This is a genomic window from Halopelagius inordinatus (assembly GCF_900113245.1).
Taxonomy (GTDB): Archaea; Halobacteriota; Halobacteria; order Halobacteriales; family Haloferacaceae; genus Halopelagius; species Halopelagius inordinatus.
Window position 1 is genome coordinate 549,323 of the sequence record NZ_FOOQ01000001.1, and the last position, 19,551, is coordinate 568,873.

Genomic DNA, 19,551 nt, shown 5'->3' on the forward strand with positions numbered 1-19,551 from the left:
CGGCTAAAGGTTCTTCTCCTCTACCTTTTTTCGCCGCAGCGCAAAAGCCGGGACCGAGAGATTTTACCCCCCACCGACGCGCCTACTCCGTATGATACTCTCGGACGCGGACATCCTCGAACGCTTGGGAGATGGTGACCTCGTGGTCGAACCGATAGACGACGTCGATATGCAGGTCCAACCGGCGAGCATCGACCTCCGACTCGGCTCCGAGTTCTTGGAGTTCCAACGGACGAACATCTCGTGTATCCACCCGAACCGCGAGGACGAAGTGAGCAAGTACGTCACCGAGACGTACGTAGAGGAGGGCGAGGAGTTCATCCTGCACCCCGGCGACTTCGTCCTCGGAACGACGAAGGAGCGAGTCGAGATTCCCGACGACTTGTTGGCGACGGTCGAGGGCCGGTCCTCGTTGGGCCGTCTGGCCATCGTCATCCACGCCACCGCGGGTATCGTCGACCCCGGGTACAACGGTCAGATAACGCTCGAACTGTCGAATCTCGGCACCGCGCCCGTCGCTCTCACGCCGGGAATGCGCGTCTCGCAACTCGTCTTCACCGAACTGAAACGGCCCGCCGACCGGCCGTACGGTTCCGACCGCGGGTCGAAGTACCAGAACCAAGCGGGGCCGCAGGCCTCCCGAATCGGCGACGACCCCGAGTTCGTCGCCGCCAGAGAACGGGACGGGGACGACCGATGAGGTTCGTCGAAGAGATAGTCGTAGAGGAGTTCCTCCCGACGTTCCGGTCGATGCTCGCGGGGGACCTCCGCGAACGCGGACTCACCCAACGGGAGGTGGCGGACGCCCTCGGAATCAGCCAGAGCGCGGTTTCGAAGTACGCCCACGGCGAGGTGGGCCGCCGCGAGGAGTTCCTCGAAGACGAACGCGTCGTCGAACTCGTGGACAGAATCGGAGAGGGACTCGCGACGGGCGACATGACGCCGGTGCAGGCCCTCGTGGAGGCGGAAGTGCTCGTCCGCCGCCTCGAACAGGGGGACCTGCTGGCGACGATGCACGAAGAAGAGATGCCCGGACTCGCCGAGTACGACGGCGACCTGAGCGTCCACGACCCCGATAGCGGCCTCCGGACCGCGGAACGCGTCCGGTCGTCGGTTCGCCGCGCCCTGCGTACCCTGACGAACGCCAGCGGATTCGCCGGTCTGATTCCGAACGTCGGGTCGAACCTCGTCGAGTGCCTGCCGGACGCGGCGGGGATCGAAGACATCGCCGGCGTCCCCGGCCGAATCTTCGACGTGAAGGGTCGCGCGACGGTGCCGAACGACCCCGAGTTCGGCGTCAGCGAACACGCCGCCTCGGTCCTCCTCGAGGCGCGCCGCGGCGGCGCGGACGTCAGCGCCGCGTTGAACGTCCGGTACGACCCCGACGTCGTCTCGGCGCTGGAGTCGGCGGGCCACACCGCAATCGAGTTCGACCCCGAGGCCGAGGACCCAATCGTCGCCGCCGTCGAAGACTGCGAGAACCCCACGGAGACGTTCGTCCTCTATCAGACGGGCGGGTTCGGCATCGAGGCCATAACGTACATCCTCGGCCCCGACGCACAGACGGTCGCACGGACCGTTCGCGACACGCTCTTGGGGTGACCCGGCGCGAACGGAGTCGTCGAACGACCCGCTCATGAGAGACGGAACCGACGCGACGCAGGAGTTCTACTCGCGGTACGCGAGACTGTACGACCTCATCGCCCGACGGACGCCGGGCGTCACCGGTCTCCGAGAGAGCGTCGCCGACGCTCTCGACCCGAAACGGGGCGACGTGGTCGTCGATATGGGCTGCGGCACCGGCGCGAACTTCCCGTACCTCCGCGAACGCGTCGGACCGTCGGGAACCGTCGTCGGCGTCGACTTCACGCCGGGCGTCCTCGCCGTCGCCCGCGACAGAATCGACGGCGAGGGGTGGGAGAACGTCCACGTCGTCCGCGGCGACGCGACGCGCCCGCCCGTCGGCGAGGCCGACGCCGTCCTCGCGACGTTCGTCTCGGGGATGCTCGCTGACCCCGCCGCCGCCGTCCGGACGTGGGCGGAACTCGTCGGCCCCGACGGGCGACTCGCGGTGGGCGATTTGGGCCGGAGCACGTCTCCTCTCGGGCGACCGCTGAACGCCGCCTTCGAGAGTCTCGTCCGCGCCTCCACGCCCCCCGGTCCGGGGCGGCGGATGGAGTCGCCGTCGGCGCTGTTAGACGAGAGACTCGTCGCCGCCCACTCGGAACTCGAACGCCTCTGTACCGACGTTCGGCGCGACGTCCGCGCACTCGGGTTCGCGCGGGTCCGCGGCGGAACCGTCGGCGACGGACCGAACCGCGGCGGAACGTGACCCGTCGAAAAGAGGGGGAGGGAGGGCGTCTCTCGCGTCAGTCGGGGAGTTCGGGCCTCGGTTGGAGACGGGCGAGACGTCTCAGTCGTCGGCGGGCGAGGGCGTCGCGCCGTACTCGACCGCCGGGGCTTCGCGTCCCAGTTCGTCGAGGCAGGATTGGGCCGCGCGCTTGCCCGAGAGGAGCATCGCGCCGAACGTCGGTCCCATCCGCGGGAGGCCGTGGGCGGTGGCGACGGCCATCCCGGAAGCGACGACGCCGGGGTGGACGACACCGGTGTGTTCGACGACGGCGTCCTCGCTTTTTCCGACCCACATCGAGTCGTGACCGGGCGAGTCGTGACCGGGCGCGCCGTACTCGCCCTCGTCGGTCTGGTCCATCCCGGTGTTGTGTTCTTGCGCGTGTTCGATGCCCGGCGCGTCGAGTGCGCCGCGTTCCGCGAGTTTCGAGACGACCACGGCGTCGTGACCCGTCGCGTCGAGGACGAGGTCGGATTCGACGGCGACGGGGTCCACGCAGGTCAGTTCCCGCGGCAGGGCGTGGACGGGCGTCCAGTTGAGGACGACGCCGCCGACGCGGTGGTCCTCGCGGACGACGATGTCGGTGAACTCCGTCATGTTCTGGACCGTCGCGCCCGCGTCGCAGGCGGCCTTTATCAGCCCTGAACAGGCGTGCGGGCCGTCCGCGACGTACAGACCCTCGGCTTCCTCGCTCTCGGTGTAGGGGACGTCGAGTTCGTCGAGTACCTCTTGGGCCGGGTCCCGGACGGTCACCTTGTTCATGAGAAAACCGCCGAGCCAGAACCCGCCGCCGAGGTAGTTGTTCTTCTCGACGATGGTCACGTCCACGTCGCGTTCGGCGAGTTCCTTCGCCGCGACCAGACCCGAGGGACCGCCGCCGACGACGATTACCTCCGTGTCGATTCTGTCGAGGAACTCCTCGGTCCAGTCGGACGCTATCGCTCGTGTGACCTGCGACTCGCTCACGTCCGCGAACCCGTCGAAGTCTGCCATGCTGTCGGACATATCCCTAGGTAGTACCACCGAGTGTTATAACTGTGGGGGTCCGTCGGGTGGAGTGACTTTCACGCCGTGCGTCGCGTGCTATTGTTTAACATTGACTAGATTATACCAACTACCATGTCGTACGTCGTCAAGATGCCCAAGTTAGGGTTGGAGATGGATTCCGGAACTATCGTCGAGTGGTACGTAGAGGAAGGTGGCGAGGTGGAGGAAGACGCGACAATCGCCGAGATAGAGTCCGAGAAGACGACGGCGGAGATAGACGCACGGGAGTCGGGCGTCCTCAGATACGTCGGCGTCGAGGAGGGGGGGTCCGCCCCGCCGGGTGCCGCCCTCGCCGTCGTCGCGGGTCCAGAGGAGGACATCTCCGCTCTGAAATCCGAGTTCGATGGGGACGAACCCGCCGACGAAGGGGCCGAGACGGACGAACCGAGCGCCGAATCCGGGTCCGACGCGGGGGCGACGACGACGGAATCCGGGTCCGGTTCGAGTGCCGGTGGTGGCGGCGGGTCCGGTGACGTGAAAGCCAGTCCGCGAGCCAAAAAGCGCGCCGACGAACTGGACGTCGACCTCTCGACGGTGGAGGGGTCGGGTCCGGGCGGGGCGATTACCGAAGACGACGTGGAAGCCGCGGGGTCGGCCGGGTCCGGGGACGTGAAAGCCAGCCCGCGGGCGAAAAAGCGCGCGGACGAACTCGGCGTGACGCTCGCGGGCGTCGAGGGGTCGGGTCCGGGCGGGGCGATAACCGAAGACGACGTGGAGGCGGCGGCCGAGTCCGGAGGCGGCGCGGCGACTGCGACCGGCGACGCCGGACCGGCCGTCGCGGAGGAACGGCCGCTCTCGGGAATGCGCCGCACCATCGCCGACCGACTCGGGCAGAGTTACCGCGAGTCCGTCCACGTCACCGTCCACCGGACGACGAACGCGGAGGCGGCCCTCGCCGCCGCGGACGCCGCAGAGGAGCAACTCGGCGCGGACGTGTCGCTGACGGACGTGCTGTTGAAGGCGCTTTCTGCGACGCTCGCGGACCATCCCGAGTTCAACGCCACGTTCGAGGACGAAACCCACCGCCTCCACGAGGACCACAACATCTGCGTCGCCGTGGACGTAGACGAGGGATTGCTCGCGCCCGTCGTCCGCGGCGTCGATTCGCTCTCGCTTTCGGACCTCTCCGACCGTCGCCGGGAGGTGACGCGGCGCGTCCTCGACGGCGACTTCTCGATGGACGACCTGTCGGGCGGGACGTTCACCGTCTCGAACCTCGGCGTCCTCGGCGTCGAGTCGTTCGACCCCATCATCAACCCACCGCAGATAGCCATCCTCGGCGTCAACGCCCTCGAAGAGCGAGTCGTCCCCGACGGCTCCGGGGAGTTCACCACCCGCCGGATGCTCCCCTTGGACCTCTCTTTCGACCACCGCATCGTCGACGGCGCGGACGCGGCGCGCTTCATGGCCACTCTGTCGGACCACCTCGAAGACCCGTGGCCGCTTTTAGACGGCGTGGAGGCGGCCGAAGCCGAATCGGAGGCGGTGAAACTCCCGAACGCGGCGGCGACGGCGTCCGTCGGGCCCGACCTGAAAGGGACCGTCGAGGCGGGCTCTTTCGAGTACGATTTCGACGTGACGGAGGAGTTCGGCGGCGGCACCGCGCCGACGCCCGTCGACCTGTTCGTCAGTTCCTTCGCGGCCTGTCTGTCGGCGAGCATCGGCGTTCAAGCGGAGATCCGCGACGTGGAGATGCGGAACGTCACGGTGAACGCGGAGGCGACGCCTCCCGAGGGGTCCGTCGAGTCCCTCTCTCTGAACGTGACGCTCGACACCGACGCGGACGAGGAGACTCTCGAACGCATCGTGCGGAACGGCGAACGGACCTGCCACGTCAACGAACTGCTCCGCGAGGACCTTCCCGTCTCCCTCGACTGGCGGCGGGCGTAGTCGTCGGGCGTCACTCGGAGACCGAGGCCAGGAGGCCGTTTCGGGCCCCGCGCCATCCGTAGTGCAGAACGCCGACGCCGCCGACGACGACGGCGGCGGCGGCGACGGCGGTCACGTTCCCCGTGGCGACGACGGTGAGTCCGAACGCCACGAACGCGGCGGCCTGAAGCAGGTGGTACGCCACCGTTCCGCCGAACGGTCGCAGGCCCCGGGCCACGAGTACGACCGAGAGGAGGACGAGGGCGACGGCGGCGAGCGGAGACGGACGGTAGTAGCCGATACCGACAGTCACCGCCGCGAGAATGGCGACGGCGGCACCCGGCGCGGCCTCGGCGGGGGACACCGACTCGACGAGAGAGGGCATACGCCGAGATGCGGACGGCCGCGACAAAAACGTACGTCCCCCGCCGACTGCGCGTCGAACCGGAGAGGCGAAAGCGTCTCTTTGAGCCTCCTGAAAGCACTTTATGCGGACCGGCGAACGGTCGCGTATGAACCGCCGACAGATGCTCGCGTTCTGCGGCCTCTGTGCCTCGGGTACCGCGGGCTGTCTCTCCGGGACGCCGTCACGACCGGGAAGCGGAGCCGAGGAGACGACGGCAGACGACGGAACCGAGACGACGGCAGACGGCCCCGACGAGACGCCTCCGGCCGACGGCGTCGCAGTCGACGATATCGCCGTCCGGAAGGCGGTCAGATACGAGTCGTCGATGGGGTCCGGCGGCGTCCTCGCCGTCGAGGGGCGACAGTACGTCGTCGCGTCCGTGCGCGCCCCCGGCGACGCTTCGGCGTCCGACTTCGCCTTTCGGACCGACTCCGAGTCGTGGCACCCGGGGCTTTCGGACACCGTCGGAGCGAGAAACGTCTCCGTCGCGGGCCGGGAGGGCGGCCCCGTCGGCAGAGGGTTCGGCGGCGACGACCGGTCGTATCTCGCCTTCGAGGTGCCGTCTCCGCTGTCGGCCTCGAACCCCCGGATTCGGTTCGAGTCGGGCGATTCGGAGTGGCCGCTTCCCGTCGAGGAACGGGTCCGACTCGACGCGCCCGCGCCGCGGTTCGAACTCGACTCCGTGGACGCGCCCGAGGAAGTGTCGCAGGGCGAGACGATGTCGGTTTCGCTGACCGCGACGAACGTCTCCGATACCGACGGCCGGTTTCTCGCGGCCGTCTACTGGCCGACGGACGTGATAGCCGACGACGACGAATCGCACGTCATCGAACGGGCCGTCGCCGCAGGCGACGAGATGACGGCGTCGGTGGATATCGACACCTCGTACACGACGAACGAGGACGGACCGGTGACGCTGTCGGTTCGCGGTCACGTCTCCGCGGAACGCGATGTTCGGGTGCGGAACGCCTCGACGCCGAGTTAGCCGGGCCTCGAGTCCGGACTACGGATACTGCTCGTCCGGTTCCCCCAACGCGTCGACGTTCGACGCCGTCTCGAAGACGACGCCGTTCATCTCGTCTTCGGTGTCGAAGTACCAGTACGGCGTCTCGTCGTAGACGCCGCTTTGGACGACGGGCATCCCGGCGTCCTCGAACGCTTCGACGACCGACTCCGGGTCGTCGAACGCGAAGCAGGCGACGTGGTGGAGGCCCTCGCCGTGTTCTTCTAAGTGTTCGGTGTAGAGGCTCTCGCCTTCCAACGGTTCGATGAGTTCTATCATCGTCCCGCCCACGTCGGCGAGTGCGAGCGTCATCGAGTAGTCGTGTTCCTCCCCGCGGAACGTGGTGTCGTGAAGCGTCGGCGGTTCGAAGTGGTATATCTGCCACGGACCGACGCCGAGGACGCCGCCGAAGCGGTCCATCCCGTCTTCGATGTCTTCGACGACGAACGCGACTTGGCTTATCTCCGGCACGTCGATTCCGAGGTCGGGTATCGAGTCCATACGTAAATATAATGTTTGTTTGTGATATACTCTATTCGAACCGAGAGCGACAGTCGCGGATAACGACCGGTAGACGGGAAACGGGCGGTGGGCGGCGATTCAGCGTTCGACGAAGAACCCCGCCTCCGCGGCGGCGGCGAGTGCGGCGTCCACGTCCACGACTTTGGGTCCGTCGTCGACGGCGCGAATCGCGATTTCGGCGTCGCGGACTTCGAGTTCCCGTTCGCCGTCCGCGCTGACGACGGCCGTCTCGACTTCGAAGAGAAAGGGCTCTCCGGCGTCGAGGCGGCGGCAGTCGTCGACGCCGAGTTCCGAGACGACGCCCGGAACGGTGACGGCACGGACGCGGCGCGTCGCCTCCTCTGCGGGCGCGAACCGGACGCCGACGCCGCCGGGGTCGTCGGGTTCGACGCGGTGGACGGTCCCCGCCGCGCCCGAGATACCTATCTCGCCGGGGGCCGCCCGGGAGGCGACGCCGCCGAGGAGACTCCCCGCGTCCAACAGGGCCCGCGTTCCGACGAACGCCTCGTCTACGACGCCGACGGTGGCGAGGCCCGTCACCGTCTCTCGTTTGGTGCGTCCGTCCACCTGGGCGACGGCGGTTCCGTGCCGGTAACTGACGGCGTCTGCGTCCGCCGCACCGTCGGCGACGACTGCCGCGGCCATCCCCGCGACGGTGCCGTCCACCGCCGTCGGGACGACGTTGTTCGTCCCGGTGGAGACGGACACCACGGGCACGTCGCCGACGTTCGTCCCCACGTCGCGGTTCGTCCCGTCGCCGCCGAGGACGACGACGGCGTCGGCCACCTCTCGGAACCGGGCGGCCGCGAGGCGCGTGTCGCGGGGGCCTCCCGTCGGTTCGATGCCGAGGAGTCCGGCCTCGACGTCGTCGGAGGCCGAGGCGACGACCTGGTCCGCGATGCCGGAGGTGTCGGGCATCACCACCACCTCCGCGTCGTCTACGACGCCGACACCCGCGAGGACGCACTCTGCGGTCCGTCGCTTGGCGTAGTTGTTACTGACGCTCGCCCCGCCCGTGAGACGGCGGATGTCGCGCCCCGCCGCGGGGTTGACGACCAGTCCGACTCGGGCGGTCACTCTACACCAGTTTCTCGACTGCGGTCCGCACGTCCTCCGCGGACGGTATCACTTCCTGTTCCAGTCCCGGACTGAACGGGATGTGGGTGTCGGCGACGCCGACGCGCATCGGCGGCGCGTCGAGACTGTAGAACCCGTCCTCCATGACGCGGGCCATCACTTCGGCGTGCGTGCCGTACGAGAGGGGACTCTCGTCTGCGACGACGAGGCGTCCGGTCTTCTCGACGCTCTCGACCAGCGTATCGGTGTCGAGGGGGTAGAGCGACTGGAGGTCGATGACCTCGATGCTCGCTTGACCCGCCATCTCTTCTGCGAGGTCGAGCGATTCACCGACCATGCGCTGGGTGGCGACGACCGTCACGTCGTCGCCCTCGCGTTCGACGCTCGCCTCCCCGAGAGGGATGGTGTAGTTCGGGTCGGTCGGCACCTCGCCCTCCTGTTCGTATATCATCTTGTTCTCGAAGAAGAACACCGGGTCGTCCGAGCGAATGGCCGACTTCAGAAGGCCCTTCGCCGCCCGCGGCGTGCCCGGTGCGACGGCGAGGAGGCCCGGGAAGTGCGCGAACCACGTGTGGAGGGTGCCCGAGTGTTGACTCGCCGCACCCATCCCGCCGCCCTCCGTGGTGCGGACGGTGATGGGCATCTCCGTCTTCCCGCCGAACATGTACCGCATCTTCGCCATCTGGTTGATTATCTGCTCGGAGGCGACGCCGAGGAAATCGGAGAACATTATCTCGACGACGGGGCGCATCCCCGTCGCCGCCGCGCCGATGCCCGCGCCGGTGAACCCGGCCTCGCTTATCGGCGTGTCGCGGATGCGTTTCTCGCCGAACTCGTCGACGAGGCCGTCCGTCACGTTGAACACGCCGCCGAACGTGCCGACGTCCTCGCCCATGACGAAGACGTTCTCGTCGTCTTGCATCTCCTCGCGGAGTGCCGCCCTGATGGCCTCCCGCATCGTCATCGTCTCCGTCTGGTCTATGCTGTCGCCGGGTCGTGATTCAGTGCTCATCGGTTCTCACCTTCCTCGGACCGCGTCCGTCCGCCGTCCGTGGCGGTCGTCCGCGCAAATCGGTCGATATCCGGTACGTGCATCGAGAACATGTCGTCGTACGCCTCGTGGGGGGCCGGGTCGTCGGCCGCTTGGGCCGCCTCGGTGGCCGCCTCTATACGGTCGTGAGCGTCCTCGCGCATCGACTCGAACTCGTCTTGGTCGAGGGTGCCCGCTTCGAGGAGTCGGTTCTTGAAGTTCTGTATCGGGTCGCGGCCCTCGCGCCACTCGCCGATGTCGTCTTCGTCGCGGTACGGTTGGTGGTCGCCTTCGAAGTGGCCGCGGTAGCGGTAGGTGTCGGCTTCGATGAACGTCGGACCGCCTCCGTCTGCGGCGCGTTCGCGGGCCTCTCTGACCGCCTCGTTCACCGCGACTACGTCCATCCCGTCGACGGTGAACCCGGGGATGTTGTACGCCTCGGCCGTCTCGCTCAGGTTTTCGACGTTGTGTTGCTTCTCGACGGGCGTCCCCTCGCCGAACTTGTTGTTCTCGACGAGGAAGACGGCCGGCAGGTCCCACGTCGCCGCGATGTTGATGGCCTCGTGTACCTGTCCTTGCGCCACCGCGCCGTCGCCGAAGAACGCGAGTGCGACCTGTCCGCTGTCGCGCATCTGCGCCGAGAGCGCGGCACCCGTCGCCAACGGCGGACCGGCGCCGACGATACCGTTCGCGCCGAGCATCCCGGCGTCGACGTCGGCGATGTGCATCGACCCGCCCTTGCCGTTGCAGTAGCCCTTTCGCTTGCCGTGGACTTCGGCCATCATCCCCTCCGGGTCGAGTCCCTTGGCGATGCAGTGACCGTGACCTCGGTGCGTGGAGGTGATGAGGTCGTCTTCCTCCAGGGCCGCCGCCGCGCCGACGCCGACCGCCTCCTCTCCGATGTAGAGGTGGACGAACCCCGGCACCTCGCCGTCCTCGAACAGTTCCCCGACCCTCTCGTCGAACGCCCGGATGGTGAGCATGCGCTCGAGTATCTCGCGCTGCCCGTCCTCTGTGTCTATGTCTATAGATACCATGACCCACGGATCTATTCATCAGGATCGACCATAAACGTCACTGAACTAATCGTATTTCGAGACTGTGGTCCTTGGTAACTATTTCGCGCCCCTGTGTCGCCGCCGCCCGACCGGCGAACGGTTTAGCCCGTCGGGCGCCAAGGTAGGCGCGTGAGACGACAGTTACTCCGCGGCGGTGAGCGCCGATGAACATGCTCGTAGACGGCCAGTGGCGCACCGACGCGTACGAGTCGACGAACGAAGAGGGCGAGTTCGACCGCCAAGAGACGTCGTTCCGCGACCGAGTCCGTTCCGACGCCGACGCCGAGTTCCCCGCCGAATCGGGTCGCTACCACCTGTACATCTCTCGCGCGTGCCCGTGGGCGCACCGCGCCGCGATGACGCGCCGACTCAAGGGTCTCGAAGACGCGATTTCGCTCTCGGTCGTCGAACCCGTCCGCATCGACGACGGCTGGGAGTTCTCCGAGACGCATCCGGACCCCCTCTACGGCGAACCGTACCTGCGCGACATCTACACCCGCGCGGACGACGAGTTCACCGGGCGCGTCACCGTGCCCGTCCTCTGGGACAAAGAGACGGAGACCATCGTGAACAACGAGTCCCGCGAGATAATGCGGATGCTGAACACGCAGTTCGACGAGTACGCCACGCGCGACGTGGACCTCTGGCCGGAGGGCCACCGCGAGGAGGTTGACGCCGCCTTAGACGACATCTACGAACCCATCAACAACGGCGTCTACCGCGCCGGGTTCGCCGAGACGCAGAAAGCGTACGACGAGGCCGTGGGAGACCTGTTCGACGCTCTCGACCGCTGGGAGTCGGTTCTGTCGGAGCAGCGATATCTCGTCGGCGACGTGTTGACGGAGGCGGACATCGCGATGTTCGCGACGCTGATCCGGTTCGACCACGTCTACCACACTCACTTCAAGTGCAACCGCCGGGCCATCCACGAGTATCCGAACCTCTGGAACTACACGAAGGAACTCTACCAACTCCCCGGCGTCGCGGAGACGGTCAACGTGGACCACATCACCCGACACTACTACCGCAGTCACGGCGACGTGAACCCGAAGCGACTCGTCCCCGTCGGCCCCGACGTCGACTTCGACGCGCCGCACGACAGGGACCGACTGGACGCGAACCTCCCCTCGGACCTCGCGGGCGACGCCGCACCCGCGGACGACTAACCACCTTTTTGCAGATTCGGGTGCGCCTGCGGCGCACCACTCATCGCAAAACGCTGGACCAAAAACTCTCCGCGACTCGCTGCGCTCGTCGCGGTACGACTGCTCGTAACGGGCGCTTTGGTCGCCGTTTGTCGGAGAGAGATCCGTCTCGTTCGCTTCGTCGAAGCGTTCGGTTTGCGATAAACCAGTGAGGCCCAGTTGAATGTACCGCGCGTGTCGGCTACCGGCCGGTCGTAGGCGGATTCATCGGTTACTAGAGAACATAGTATCTACCGACCAGTAACATCGTATCGAACCGTCATATCGACTATCGTCTACTGAGTACGCCTTTTGGGTTTCCAACTCCGAAGCACCGCGCGGCGACGCCTTCTTTCTCTCCGACTCCCTAGCGCCGGTATGACCGGCCCGAGCCTCCGTGAACGCCTCGCGTCGGTCGAACCGCCGCCGCGATTAGTGGACTGGTCGCTTCTCGTCTGCGTCCTCGTCGAGTTCGGAAGCGGCGTCCTCAGCCTCGGTGCGGGCTATCCGGGCAACTGGCCGGTGTTCTACGTCCACTCCGTCGTGGGCGTCGCGTTCGTGTTCCTTCTGTTTTTCAAACTCCGCCGAGTCCGAACCCGCGTCACCGACTCGCGCCTCTGGGACCGCGCGACTGCGCTCTCCGTTCTCACCGCGACTGTCGCCGTCACCGCACTCGCCACCGGCGCGTGGTGGGTTCTCGGCGGCAACGCCCGCGTCCTCACCTACTGGAACCTCATGAATCTCCACGTCGGCCTCGGACTCGTCTTGTTGCCTCTCGTCGTCGCCCACCTCGCGACGCGCTTTCGCCCGCCCCGCCGCACCGACTTCGAGGGGCGCAGAACCGCACTCCGGTACGGGGCGCTTCTCCTCGGCGGCGCACTCCTGTTTCGCGCGCAGGAACTTCTCGCCGCGGCGGCGGAGACGCCGGGTCAGCGACGGTTCACCGGGTCGAAACCCGTCGAAGCCGACGGTCTCTCCCCCGAGGGCGAAGTCGGCGACGGTAACGCCTCGTTCCCGGTGACGAGTTGGGTCGCCGACGACCCGGACCCCGTAGACCGAGAGAACTGGCGTCTGCGCGTCGGCGGTCTGACCGACTCGACGCTGGAACTCTCTGCGGACGAACTCGCGCCCGACGCCGAGCGGCGCGTCCTCCTCGACTGCACCAGCGGATGGTACGCCGAACGCGACTGGCGGGGCATCCGACTCGACGCTCTCCTCGAGGCCGTCGGACCCGACGACGACGCCCGGTGGGTGACCGTCCACTCCGTCACGGGCTATCGGTGGTCGTTCCCCATCGAGGAGGCCCGCGAGATGCTACTCGCGACGCACGTCGGCGGCGAACGACTCGCCCACGGCCACGGCTTTCCCCTCCGTCTCGTCGCGCCGAACCGGCGCGGCTTCCAGTGGATAAAGTGGGTCGACGGAGTCGAAGTCCGCCGCCGCCGCGACGCCGCGCAGTGGACGGCGGTTCTCGTGAGCGGTCTCGGATAAGCGGCGTCTTCGCCGGTCTCAGTCCTCCGTCCGCGCCGCGTCGGCCTCCGCGTCGCCCATCGGCCCCGACCGAATCGCCGTCTCCGCGTCCGCGAGGACGCGTTCGGGGTCGAACTCGGCGACGATTCGCGCTAACTCCTCGCGGGGGGCGTCTCGCAGGTCCTCCGCGTGGGCGGTGACGTTCGGAATCGCGCGCATGATGTTGTCTACTATCGGCACCGCGGCCGACTGCGCGGACCGAGAGAGCGGATTCAGGTCTATCACTATCTCCGTTTTACCCATCGCCGCGAGGGCTTCGGCCCTGTCGCCGTCCTCCAACGGGACGAGAACCACGTCCGCGTCGCCGATACCGTCGGCGTCCACCTTCGCGCGTTCGTGGTCGAGCCCCGGGATTCGGCCGTCCGCGGTGAGTCCCTTCACCTCCCCCGCCCCGTGGTCGCGGAGGTGGTCGGCGATGGCTTCGAGTCGCTCTTCGGTCCGGTTGAACAGATTCACCTCCAGGTCCGCGCCCACCGCCTCGGCGAGTTCGACCATCTCTCCGGGGACGAGTGCGGCGACGTTGCCGTTCACCGAGAGGACCGGACGCTCCGCGAGGAGGAGATGCGCCGCGGCGGCGCGTTCCGCCTCGTCTACGGCGGGGAGGGTTCTCTCTCCGAGGAGGTAGTCGAACGCCTCGCCTCGGCCCTCGGCGATGAGGCCCTGTTTACTCGTGATGCCCTTGTCCACCCCTTCCTCGATGCGGTGTCGCGTGAGGAGCGACCGGTATCGGGGGTGGCTCTCGGGAATCTCGATGTCGCTCATTGTCGGAGATGGGTCCGACGACGTGAAAAACGAGGCGATGCGTCGCCGCCGGTGCGGTCGGTTCGCGCCGACGTGCGAGGCGTTCAGTCCTCTCGGACCAGTCCCGCACCCGCGGTGTGGACGTCGCAGACGGACGGGTCGTACCCGGCGTCCGAGAGGCCGGTTCCGAACGCGAACACCGTCTCGCCGAGCATCGCCATCGACGCGTCGCCGCCCGCGGCCCGAACGTCGTCTACGGCGTCTTCGACGCGGTCGGTGAGCAATCCGGCTTCGCGGGCGAACCGACGCGAGAGAGCGACCATCCGCGAGGCGGTGGGTTTCTCGCGGAGGTCCGCGAGTGCGGACTCGCCCGCGGCGGTGAGCGCTCTCGTATCGCCCGAGAGGACCGCCGCCGTCGAGAGTTCGCCGAACGTGACGTACTCCACGGAAGGACGTTCGGGGACGCCGTCCAACGCGCCGCGTCCCGGCGCGCCGGGTTCGAGGCGGATGGGCAGGCCGCCGCGCGCCTGCGCCACCACGTCCCCGAGGCCGGTTCCGGCGTTCACCTCCGCGCGGTGGGCGACGGTGACGAGTTCGTTCTCCGACCGCCCCAACGCCAACAGGTCGTTCACGCCGAACGCGAGACCCAACGCGACGGCACCGCTGACGCCGAACCCCGCGCCGACCGGAAGCGGCGTCTCGGCCGTGATTTCGACGCGGTCGGCTCGGACGCCGAACTCGGCGAGGACGCTCTCGACGGGGTCGACCGTCACCCGGTCGCCGTTCAACGTCACGCGCGACGCCCGCCTCTCGTCGTCTCTCCGTGCGTGGTCGTCTCTCCGTGCGCCGTCTTCTCTCCGCCGAACGGTCACGCGAACGCCGTCTGTGAGTGTCACGCCCGCGCCGCGAGAACCGGCACTCGCCGGGTCGTCGTTCGGGTGCGCGCTGAAGAACCCCGTCACGTGCCCGGGGACGAACGCCGTCGCCTCGTCGGTCATCGTCTGCTATTGATTCCCCGACCGTTATGTCTGACACGCTTCGAAGTCGCCGCGGGCGACGGCAGTTCGGCGGACTCTCATCGCCGCGAACAGCCCCTCGCTCCGTTTCGCTCCCTTACCGGCCGCTCACGTCGTCTTCGTCGCCCTGTCCGGCCAACCGAACCCGTGCATCGGGATGTTGGTCCGTGTCCTCTTCGAACACCCCCTCGTCGCGGAGGCGATTGATCTCGCTCGATATCTGCTCTCGGCTCAAGTCGGTCATCGCGTTGACCGCGTTCACCAAGTCCGGGACGGGGATGCCGCTTCCCGCGCCGCCGTGGTCGAACGCGGATTCGGAGTCGTCTATGTCGTCGAGCATCACCTCGACGTACCGAACGAGGTCAGTCTCGCCGTCGAGTTCCTCGTGCCACCGCGCCGGGAACGCGCTGACGCGGTCCTCGCCGACCCAGTACAGCGCGTCCGTCCCGGCGAAAGAGCGGGAGTCGACCGCCTTCCGGTCGAGTCCCTCACGGACGCCGTCGGGATCCAGCGAGTAGCCGTTCCGCGCTAACTCTTCGACGTACGCGACGAGGCGGTCCGCGGGAACTCCCGTCTCGCGGGCGTAGGCCTCGTCGTACTGTTCCGCGAGGACGACGATGTCGCCGACGAGAATCGTCTCTCTGTGTCCCGCTATCTCGTCGAGAACGGTGTCCGAGAGGTCCGAGTCCGACGGCGGCGGTGCGTTGCTCATGGTAGAAGAGAGTGGTCGCTTCGGCCAAGAGTGACACGGCCGTCGAAGTGCGGTGAGAGCGGACTCGGATCGGAGAGACGAATCGAGGCGTAGATTCAAATGCGAATACGCTGTAGTACAACGTATACAAATGCCGTCCATCAGCGCTCGCATTCCGGACGACGAACGAGAGGAACTGGAACAGGTCGCGGAACTCCTCGGTGAAGACCGGAGTACGACGATTCGAAAGGCACTCGACGAGGGGTTGACGCAGATTCGCGTCCGCATCGCCGCGGAACGCTACCAATCGGGCGAGATATCGGTCAACCAAGCGGCCCGAGTAGCGGGCGTCCCTCTCGCGGAGTGGTTGGAGATATGCCGCGAGCGAAACCTGACGACGCAGTTGAAGCCGGACGATTTGGAACAGGACGCGGACGCGGCGCTGGACCTGTAGATGGATATCTACGTGGACGCGACGACGTTGATTGCATTGGGGAACGTCGGGGAGTTGGAGTTGCTGACGAACTTCGACGGTCAGATTGCCGTACTCGATTCAGTCTTCGAGGAGGTGACGACTGAACCGGCGAGACAGCGACTCGGACGAATCTGCGAAGGAACACACGTACAACGGTCCTCTGATTTAGACGAGCACAACCCTAACATCCGCAGATCGAAGCCGATACTATCTGACGACAGTAATGCGGGCGATGTTCAAATCATTGCCCGGGTGCTATTCACAACGAGGAACAGGAAGCAGCCGGTCGCCGTCGTCTCCGACGACCGGCGCGTCCGAACCGTCGCTGAGAGTCTCGGGGCGACCGTCACCGGAACCATCGGCGTCGTCGTCCGTGCAGTCCACGAGGGGATGGATACCGACGAAGCCAAAGAACTCGTGCGTCGTCTCGACTCGCAGGGCCTCCACATGACCGGCGAACTCCGCGAGAAAGCGTATCGACTCGTGGAGGAACCGGCAGAAAAACGCGAAGACGGATAACCGCTGGTGTGTCGCTTAGGGCGACAGACGTTGGCGATCCCGCGGGAACAGAACGGCTTCGCGGATGTTCTCCAGACCGAGCATCGTCATGACGAGGCGTTCGCCGCCGAGGCCCCATCCGGCGTGCGGGGGCATGCCGTATCTGAACATCTTCGTGTAGTAGTCGAACGCTTCGGGGTCGAGACCCTGCTGTTCGAAGCCCTCGACGAGGTGGTCGTAGCGGTGTTCACGCTGGCCGCCCGAGACCAGTTCCATGCGCGGGTGCATCATGTCGAACCCGGTCGACAACTGCTCGTCGTCGTCGTGGTCCTTGATGTAGAACGGCTTTATCTCGGAGGGCCAGTCGGTGATGAAGTAATGCTCGCCGACGTCGTCGCCGAGTGCGCGTTCGCCCTCGGTCGGCAGGTCGTCGCCCCAGACGAGTTGCTCGTCGAGTTCGCCCGTCGCGTTGATTCGCTCTATGGCCTCCTCGTAGGTGAGACGCGGGAATTCGCCCTCGGGCACCTCGAACTCGTCTTCGAGACCGAGCGCTTCGAGTTCCTTCCGGCAGTTCTCGGCGACCCCCTCGTAGGCGGCTTTCACGACGTGTTCGCAGGCGTCCATCGCCTCGGTGTGGTCGAAGAAGGCCGACTCGAAGTCGATGGACGTGGCCTCGTTCAGATGCCTCGGGGTGTTGTGCTCTTCGGCGCGGAAGATCGGACCGATCTCGAAGACGCGTTCGAGACCCGACCCGATCATCAGTTGCTTGAACAACTGCGGCGACTGGTTCATGAACGCCTCCTCGCCGAAGTACGTGATGGGGAACAGTTCCGTCCCGCCCTCCGTCCCGGTGGCGACTATCTTCGGCGTGTTTATCTCCGTGCTTCCGAGGTCGCGGAACGCCTCGCGGACCGAGCGGAGGACCTCCGCGCGAATCTCGAAGACGGCTTTGACCTCCTCTTTGCGCAGGTCGAGCGTTCGGTTGTCGAGTCGGGTCGAAAGCTCGGCATCGACCTTTCCGGATGGGTCTAAGGGCAGTTCCGTGTCGGCCTCCGCGAGCACGTCGATGGAGTCGGGGACGACTTCCACGTCCGTCGGCGCGCGCGGTTCCTCTTTCACGTCGCCCGAGACGCTGATGACGCTCTCGCGGTGGACGCCGAGTCCGGTCTCGACGAGTTCCTCGTCCATCTCGTCTTTCTCGAACTTGATCTGAATCTTCCCGCTCTTGTCGCGCAGGATGAGGAATGCGATGCCGCCGAGGTCACGAACCTCGTGGACCCACCCCGCGACGGTCACCGTGTCGCCGGGTTCGGCGTCTGCCGTGTACGTTCGGTTCTGCATGTGTGCGGATTTCCGCCGACGAGCCTTAAAAACGGCCGTTTCGCCTCGCCGTGAGACTGCTGTGCACACGGCGGCGGTCCTGACCCCTGACGAGTCGCGCGGAGGTTTATCTGCGAAGACGAGGCCACTCCGCCTCACGATGAGACACCACCTCGGCGCCGCGGTACGGTCGCTCTCGACCGCAGAACACAGACTCGACACCGTAATCACGGGAACGCTGCTCGCCCTCGGTTCTACCGTCGCACCCGTTCTCGTCGTGGCTCTCCTCGGGTACGTCGTCCGCGTCGTTCGCGGCGCAAGCGGCGTCGATGCCGAACTCCCGGCGTTCGACGAGTGGACGGGCGTCCTCCTCGACGGCGGGCGCGCCGCCCTCGCGACGGGTCCGCTTCACCTCCCCGGAGCGGCCGTCTTCGCGTTCGTCGTCGGGTTCGACCGCACGCACCTCGTCGCGCCGTCTCTGTTCTTCGGGCTTCGACGCGGCGCTCTCCCCTCCCTCGACCTGTTCGTCGGCGTTCTTTCGATTGTCGTCCTCGAAATCGTGGCGGGCTATCTCTCGGCCGCCGCCCTCGTCGCCGTCGCGCGCGGCGAGTCGGTCGGAGTCGAAGTCGCCGAGGCGGCCCTCGACATCGCTCGCGACGGGACGTTCGCCCGCGCGCTCTCGGTCGCACTCGCGGTGGGTACTGTCGGACGCGTGCTTTCGGGCGTCGCCGCCGCCGTACCGTTGTTCGGACTTCCGGCAGGGGCGGCCGTCTCGTTCGCCGCACTCGTCGTCGGCGCGTCGGTCGTCGGCCGAACGACTCCGTCGGTCGGCGGAGTCGGCGGGCGGACGGACGGTATCCCGTTCGACGCGTCCGCGGCTAACGCGTCCGCCGACGGCGTTCGCGAGTGACGGTCGGAGTCGAAACGCGCGTCCGTCGAGTTACAGAAGGGAGTTCATTCGGCTTCGAGTTGTTCGGCGTGGGCGTCGTTGACGCCTTCGACCGTCTCGCGGACGGCGTCTACCCCCTCGTCGTGGAGAAGGTCACCGACGACGATGGTGTCTGCGTGTTTGCCCATCTCGTAGGCCGACTCGTAGTCGTGGATGCCGCCGCCGTAGAACAGCGTCGATTCCTCGAGGGCGTCTTTAGCAGCGGCGACTTTCTCCGTGTCGCCGAACGTGCCGGAGTACTCGACGTAGATTATCTCTTGGCCGAACATCTTCTCTGCGACGGCCGCGAAGGAGGCGACGTCGTCTGCGCTCTGTTCCGTGTCGGCCTCCGTTAGTTCGGCGACGGACGCCTCGGGGTTCAACACGATGTACGCCTCGGTGGTCGTTCGGTCCCAGTCGAGTGGCCCGTCGATTCGGACCCACTCTTTGTGCGCGCCGGTGACCCAAAACGAGGATTCGGCGTTGAACACCGTCGGGATGAGGTAGCCGTCGAGAGCGTCGGAGTCGATGACGACGCCCGGGTTCGACGGTTCCTGATACAGGGGCGTGTCGTACTTCGAACAGGCGTCTATGACGCGTTGCATCTTCTCTTCTGTGATGTCCAGCGTGCCGCCGATTTCGATGGCGTCCGTGCCGGTCGCACAGACGTCCTCGAACGTCTCGCCGTCTTTCAGTTCCTTGTCTGGGTCCACTTTCAAGACGTGGTCCCATTCGGTCCAGGGCCCGGTCATTGGCCCTACTTCTCCCGGGAAGCGTTAAAAATGGCGCGGATGAGTGAGTCGGTC

The 19,551-nt window shown here is 66.7% G+C and carries 21 protein-coding genes; 10 read left to right on the forward strand and 11 right to left on the reverse strand.

Translation table 11 applies throughout. The features are described 5' to 3' along the window. The first annotated feature begins 91 nt into the window (after window positions 1–91). From dcd to BM167_RS02990, 3 genes are read left to right on the forward strand one after another with little or no spacing between them, the layout of a single operon-like run. Window positions 92–700 carry a dCTP deaminase gene (gene dcd, locus BM167_RS02980; RefSeq protein WP_092888499.1) on the forward strand — a complete coding sequence of 203 codons (609 nt, stop codon included), beginning with the start codon at window positions 92–94 and terminating at the stop codon, window positions 698–700. Then, complete coding sequence (locus BM167_RS02985; RefSeq protein ID WP_092888502.1) at window positions 697–1,602, forward strand: thiamine-phosphate synthase family protein; 906 nt, start codon at window positions 697–699, stop codon at window positions 1,600–1,602. The genes dcd and BM167_RS02985 overlap by 4 nt, the downstream gene beginning before the upstream one ends. 34 nt (window positions 1,603–1,636) lie before the next feature. Further along, window positions 1,637–2,332 (forward strand): class I SAM-dependent methyltransferase, encoded by a 696-nt coding sequence (locus BM167_RS02990; protein ID WP_092888505.1) that lies wholly within the window; start codon window positions 1,637–1,639, stop codon window positions 2,330–2,332. An 81-nt stretch (window positions 2,333–2,413) separates the two neighbouring features. Here BM167_RS02990 and BM167_RS02995 read toward each other — a convergent pair whose 3' ends face one another. Further along, window positions 2,414–3,343 (reverse strand): sulfide-dependent adenosine diphosphate thiazole synthase, encoded by a 930-nt coding sequence (locus BM167_RS02995; protein WP_092891054.1) that lies wholly within the window; start codon window positions 3,341–3,343, stop codon window positions 2,414–2,416. Window positions 3,344–3,469: 126 nt separating this feature from the next. Between BM167_RS02995 and BM167_RS03000 the strand changes: the two genes are divergently transcribed. Beyond that, the gene (locus tag BM167_RS03000; RefSeq protein WP_092888508.1) at window positions 3,470–5,287 is read left to right on the forward strand and encodes a 2-oxo acid dehydrogenase subunit E2; all 1,818 of its coding nucleotides are present in this window, start codon (window positions 3,470–3,472) and stop codon (window positions 5,285–5,287) included. 10 nt (window positions 5,288–5,297) lie between these two features. Here the strand turns inward: BM167_RS03000 and BM167_RS03005 are convergent, their stop codons facing one another. Continuing rightward, a complete protein-coding gene (locus tag BM167_RS03005) occupies window positions 5,298–5,651 on the reverse strand; it encodes a hypothetical protein (RefSeq protein WP_092888511.1) in 354 nt (117 codons plus the stop codon). Window positions 5,652–5,778: 127 nt separating this feature from the next. Here BM167_RS03005 and BM167_RS03010 point away from each other — a divergent pair, with 127 nt between their 5' ends. Further along, on the forward strand, window positions 5,779–6,657 hold the full coding sequence (locus tag BM167_RS03010) for a hypothetical protein (protein ID WP_092891056.1): 879 nt from the start codon (window positions 5,779–5,781) through the stop codon (window positions 6,655–6,657). 18 nt (window positions 6,658–6,675) lie between these two features. On the opposite strand, the gene BM167_RS03015 is transcribed toward BM167_RS03010, so the two are convergent. The 4 genes from BM167_RS03015 to BM167_RS03030 all read right to left on the reverse strand — a co-directional run bounded on the left by BM167_RS03015 (window position 6,676) and on the right by BM167_RS03030 (window position 10,341). Beyond that, on the reverse strand, window positions 6,676–7,176 hold the full coding sequence (locus tag BM167_RS03015) for a VOC family protein (RefSeq protein WP_092888514.1): 501 nt from the start codon (window positions 7,174–7,176) through the stop codon (window positions 6,676–6,678). A 99-nt stretch (window positions 7,177–7,275) separates the two neighbouring features. Further along, window positions 7,276–8,274 (reverse strand): NAD(+)/NADH kinase, encoded by a 999-nt coding sequence (locus BM167_RS03020; protein ID WP_092888517.1) that lies wholly within the window; start codon window positions 8,272–8,274, stop codon window positions 7,276–7,278. A 1-nt stretch (window position 8,275) separates the two neighbouring features. Then, window positions 8,276–9,286, reverse strand: coding sequence for an alpha-ketoacid dehydrogenase subunit beta (locus tag BM167_RS03025; RefSeq protein WP_092888520.1), 1,011 nt, complete (start codon window positions 9,284–9,286; stop codon window positions 8,276–8,278). Next, on the reverse strand, window positions 9,283–10,341 hold the full coding sequence (locus BM167_RS03030; RefSeq protein ID WP_092888523.1) for a thiamine pyrophosphate-dependent dehydrogenase E1 component subunit alpha: 1,059 nt from the start codon (window positions 10,339–10,341) through the stop codon (window positions 9,283–9,285). Before BM167_RS03030 ends, BM167_RS03025 begins: the two co-directional genes overlap by 4 nt. A gap of 185 nt (window positions 10,342–10,526) precedes the next feature. Here BM167_RS03030 and BM167_RS03035 point away from each other — a divergent pair, with 185 nt between their 5' ends. Together BM167_RS03035 and BM167_RS03040 are read left to right on the forward strand one after the other, a co-directional pair. Next, window positions 10,527–11,528 carry a glutathione S-transferase family protein gene (locus BM167_RS03035; protein WP_092888527.1) on the forward strand — a complete coding sequence of 334 codons (1,002 nt, stop codon included), beginning with the start codon at window positions 10,527–10,529 and terminating at the stop codon, window positions 11,526–11,528. Window positions 11,529–11,924: 396 nt separating this feature from the next. Further along, the gene (locus BM167_RS03040) at window positions 11,925–13,037 is read left to right on the forward strand and encodes a molybdopterin-dependent oxidoreductase (RefSeq protein ID WP_092888530.1); all 1,113 of its coding nucleotides are present in this window, start codon (window positions 11,925–11,927) and stop codon (window positions 13,035–13,037) included. Between the two features lie 18 nt (window positions 13,038–13,055). On the opposite strand, the gene BM167_RS03045 is transcribed toward BM167_RS03040, so the two are convergent. From BM167_RS03045 to BM167_RS03055, 3 genes are all read right to left on the reverse strand, one after another. Further along, complete coding sequence (locus BM167_RS03045) at window positions 13,056–13,838, reverse strand: 4-phosphopantoate--beta-alanine ligase (protein ID WP_092888533.1); 783 nt, start codon at window positions 13,836–13,838, stop codon at window positions 13,056–13,058. An 83-nt stretch (window positions 13,839–13,921) separates the two neighbouring features. After that, window positions 13,922–14,815: a pantoate kinase gene (locus BM167_RS03050; protein ID WP_092888536.1), complete on the reverse strand. Its 894-nt coding sequence runs from the start codon at window positions 14,813–14,815 to the stop codon at window positions 13,922–13,924. A gap of 115 nt (window positions 14,816–14,930) precedes the next feature. After that, complete coding sequence (locus BM167_RS03055) at window positions 14,931–15,545, reverse strand: hypothetical protein (RefSeq protein ID WP_092888539.1); 615 nt, start codon at window positions 15,543–15,545, stop codon at window positions 14,931–14,933. Between the two features lie 130 nt (window positions 15,546–15,675). On the opposite strand from BM167_RS03055, the gene BM167_RS03060 reads away from it, so the two are divergent. After that, window positions 15,676–15,978, forward strand: a complete 303-nt coding sequence (locus tag BM167_RS03060) for a UPF0175 family protein (RefSeq protein WP_092888542.1) — start codon at window positions 15,676–15,678, stop codon at window positions 15,976–15,978. Next, the gene (locus BM167_RS03065; protein ID WP_092888544.1) at window positions 15,979–16,518 is read left to right on the forward strand and encodes a PIN domain-containing protein; all 540 of its coding nucleotides are present in this window, start codon (window positions 15,979–15,981) and stop codon (window positions 16,516–16,518) included. Window positions 16,519–16,533: 15 nt separating this feature from the next. Here the strand turns inward: BM167_RS03065 and aspS are convergent, their stop codons facing one another. Further along, a complete protein-coding gene (gene aspS / locus BM167_RS03070; protein WP_092888547.1) occupies window positions 16,534–17,838 on the reverse strand; it encodes an aspartate--tRNA(Asn) ligase in 1,305 nt (434 codons plus the stop codon). A gap of 139 nt (window positions 17,839–17,977) precedes the next feature. On the opposite strand from aspS, the gene BM167_RS03075 reads away from it, so the two are divergent. Further along, window positions 17,978–18,727 (forward strand): DUF4013 domain-containing protein, encoded by a 750-nt coding sequence (locus tag BM167_RS03075; protein WP_177213272.1) that lies wholly within the window; start codon window positions 17,978–17,980, stop codon window positions 18,725–18,727. A gap of 44 nt (window positions 18,728–18,771) precedes the next feature. Here BM167_RS03075 and BM167_RS03080 read toward each other — a convergent pair whose 3' ends face one another. Further along, window positions 18,772–19,497 (reverse strand): phosphoglycerol geranylgeranyltransferase, encoded by a 726-nt coding sequence (locus tag BM167_RS03080; protein ID WP_092888550.1) that lies wholly within the window; start codon window positions 19,495–19,497, stop codon window positions 18,772–18,774. Between the last annotated feature and the right edge of the window lie 54 nt (window positions 19,498–19,551).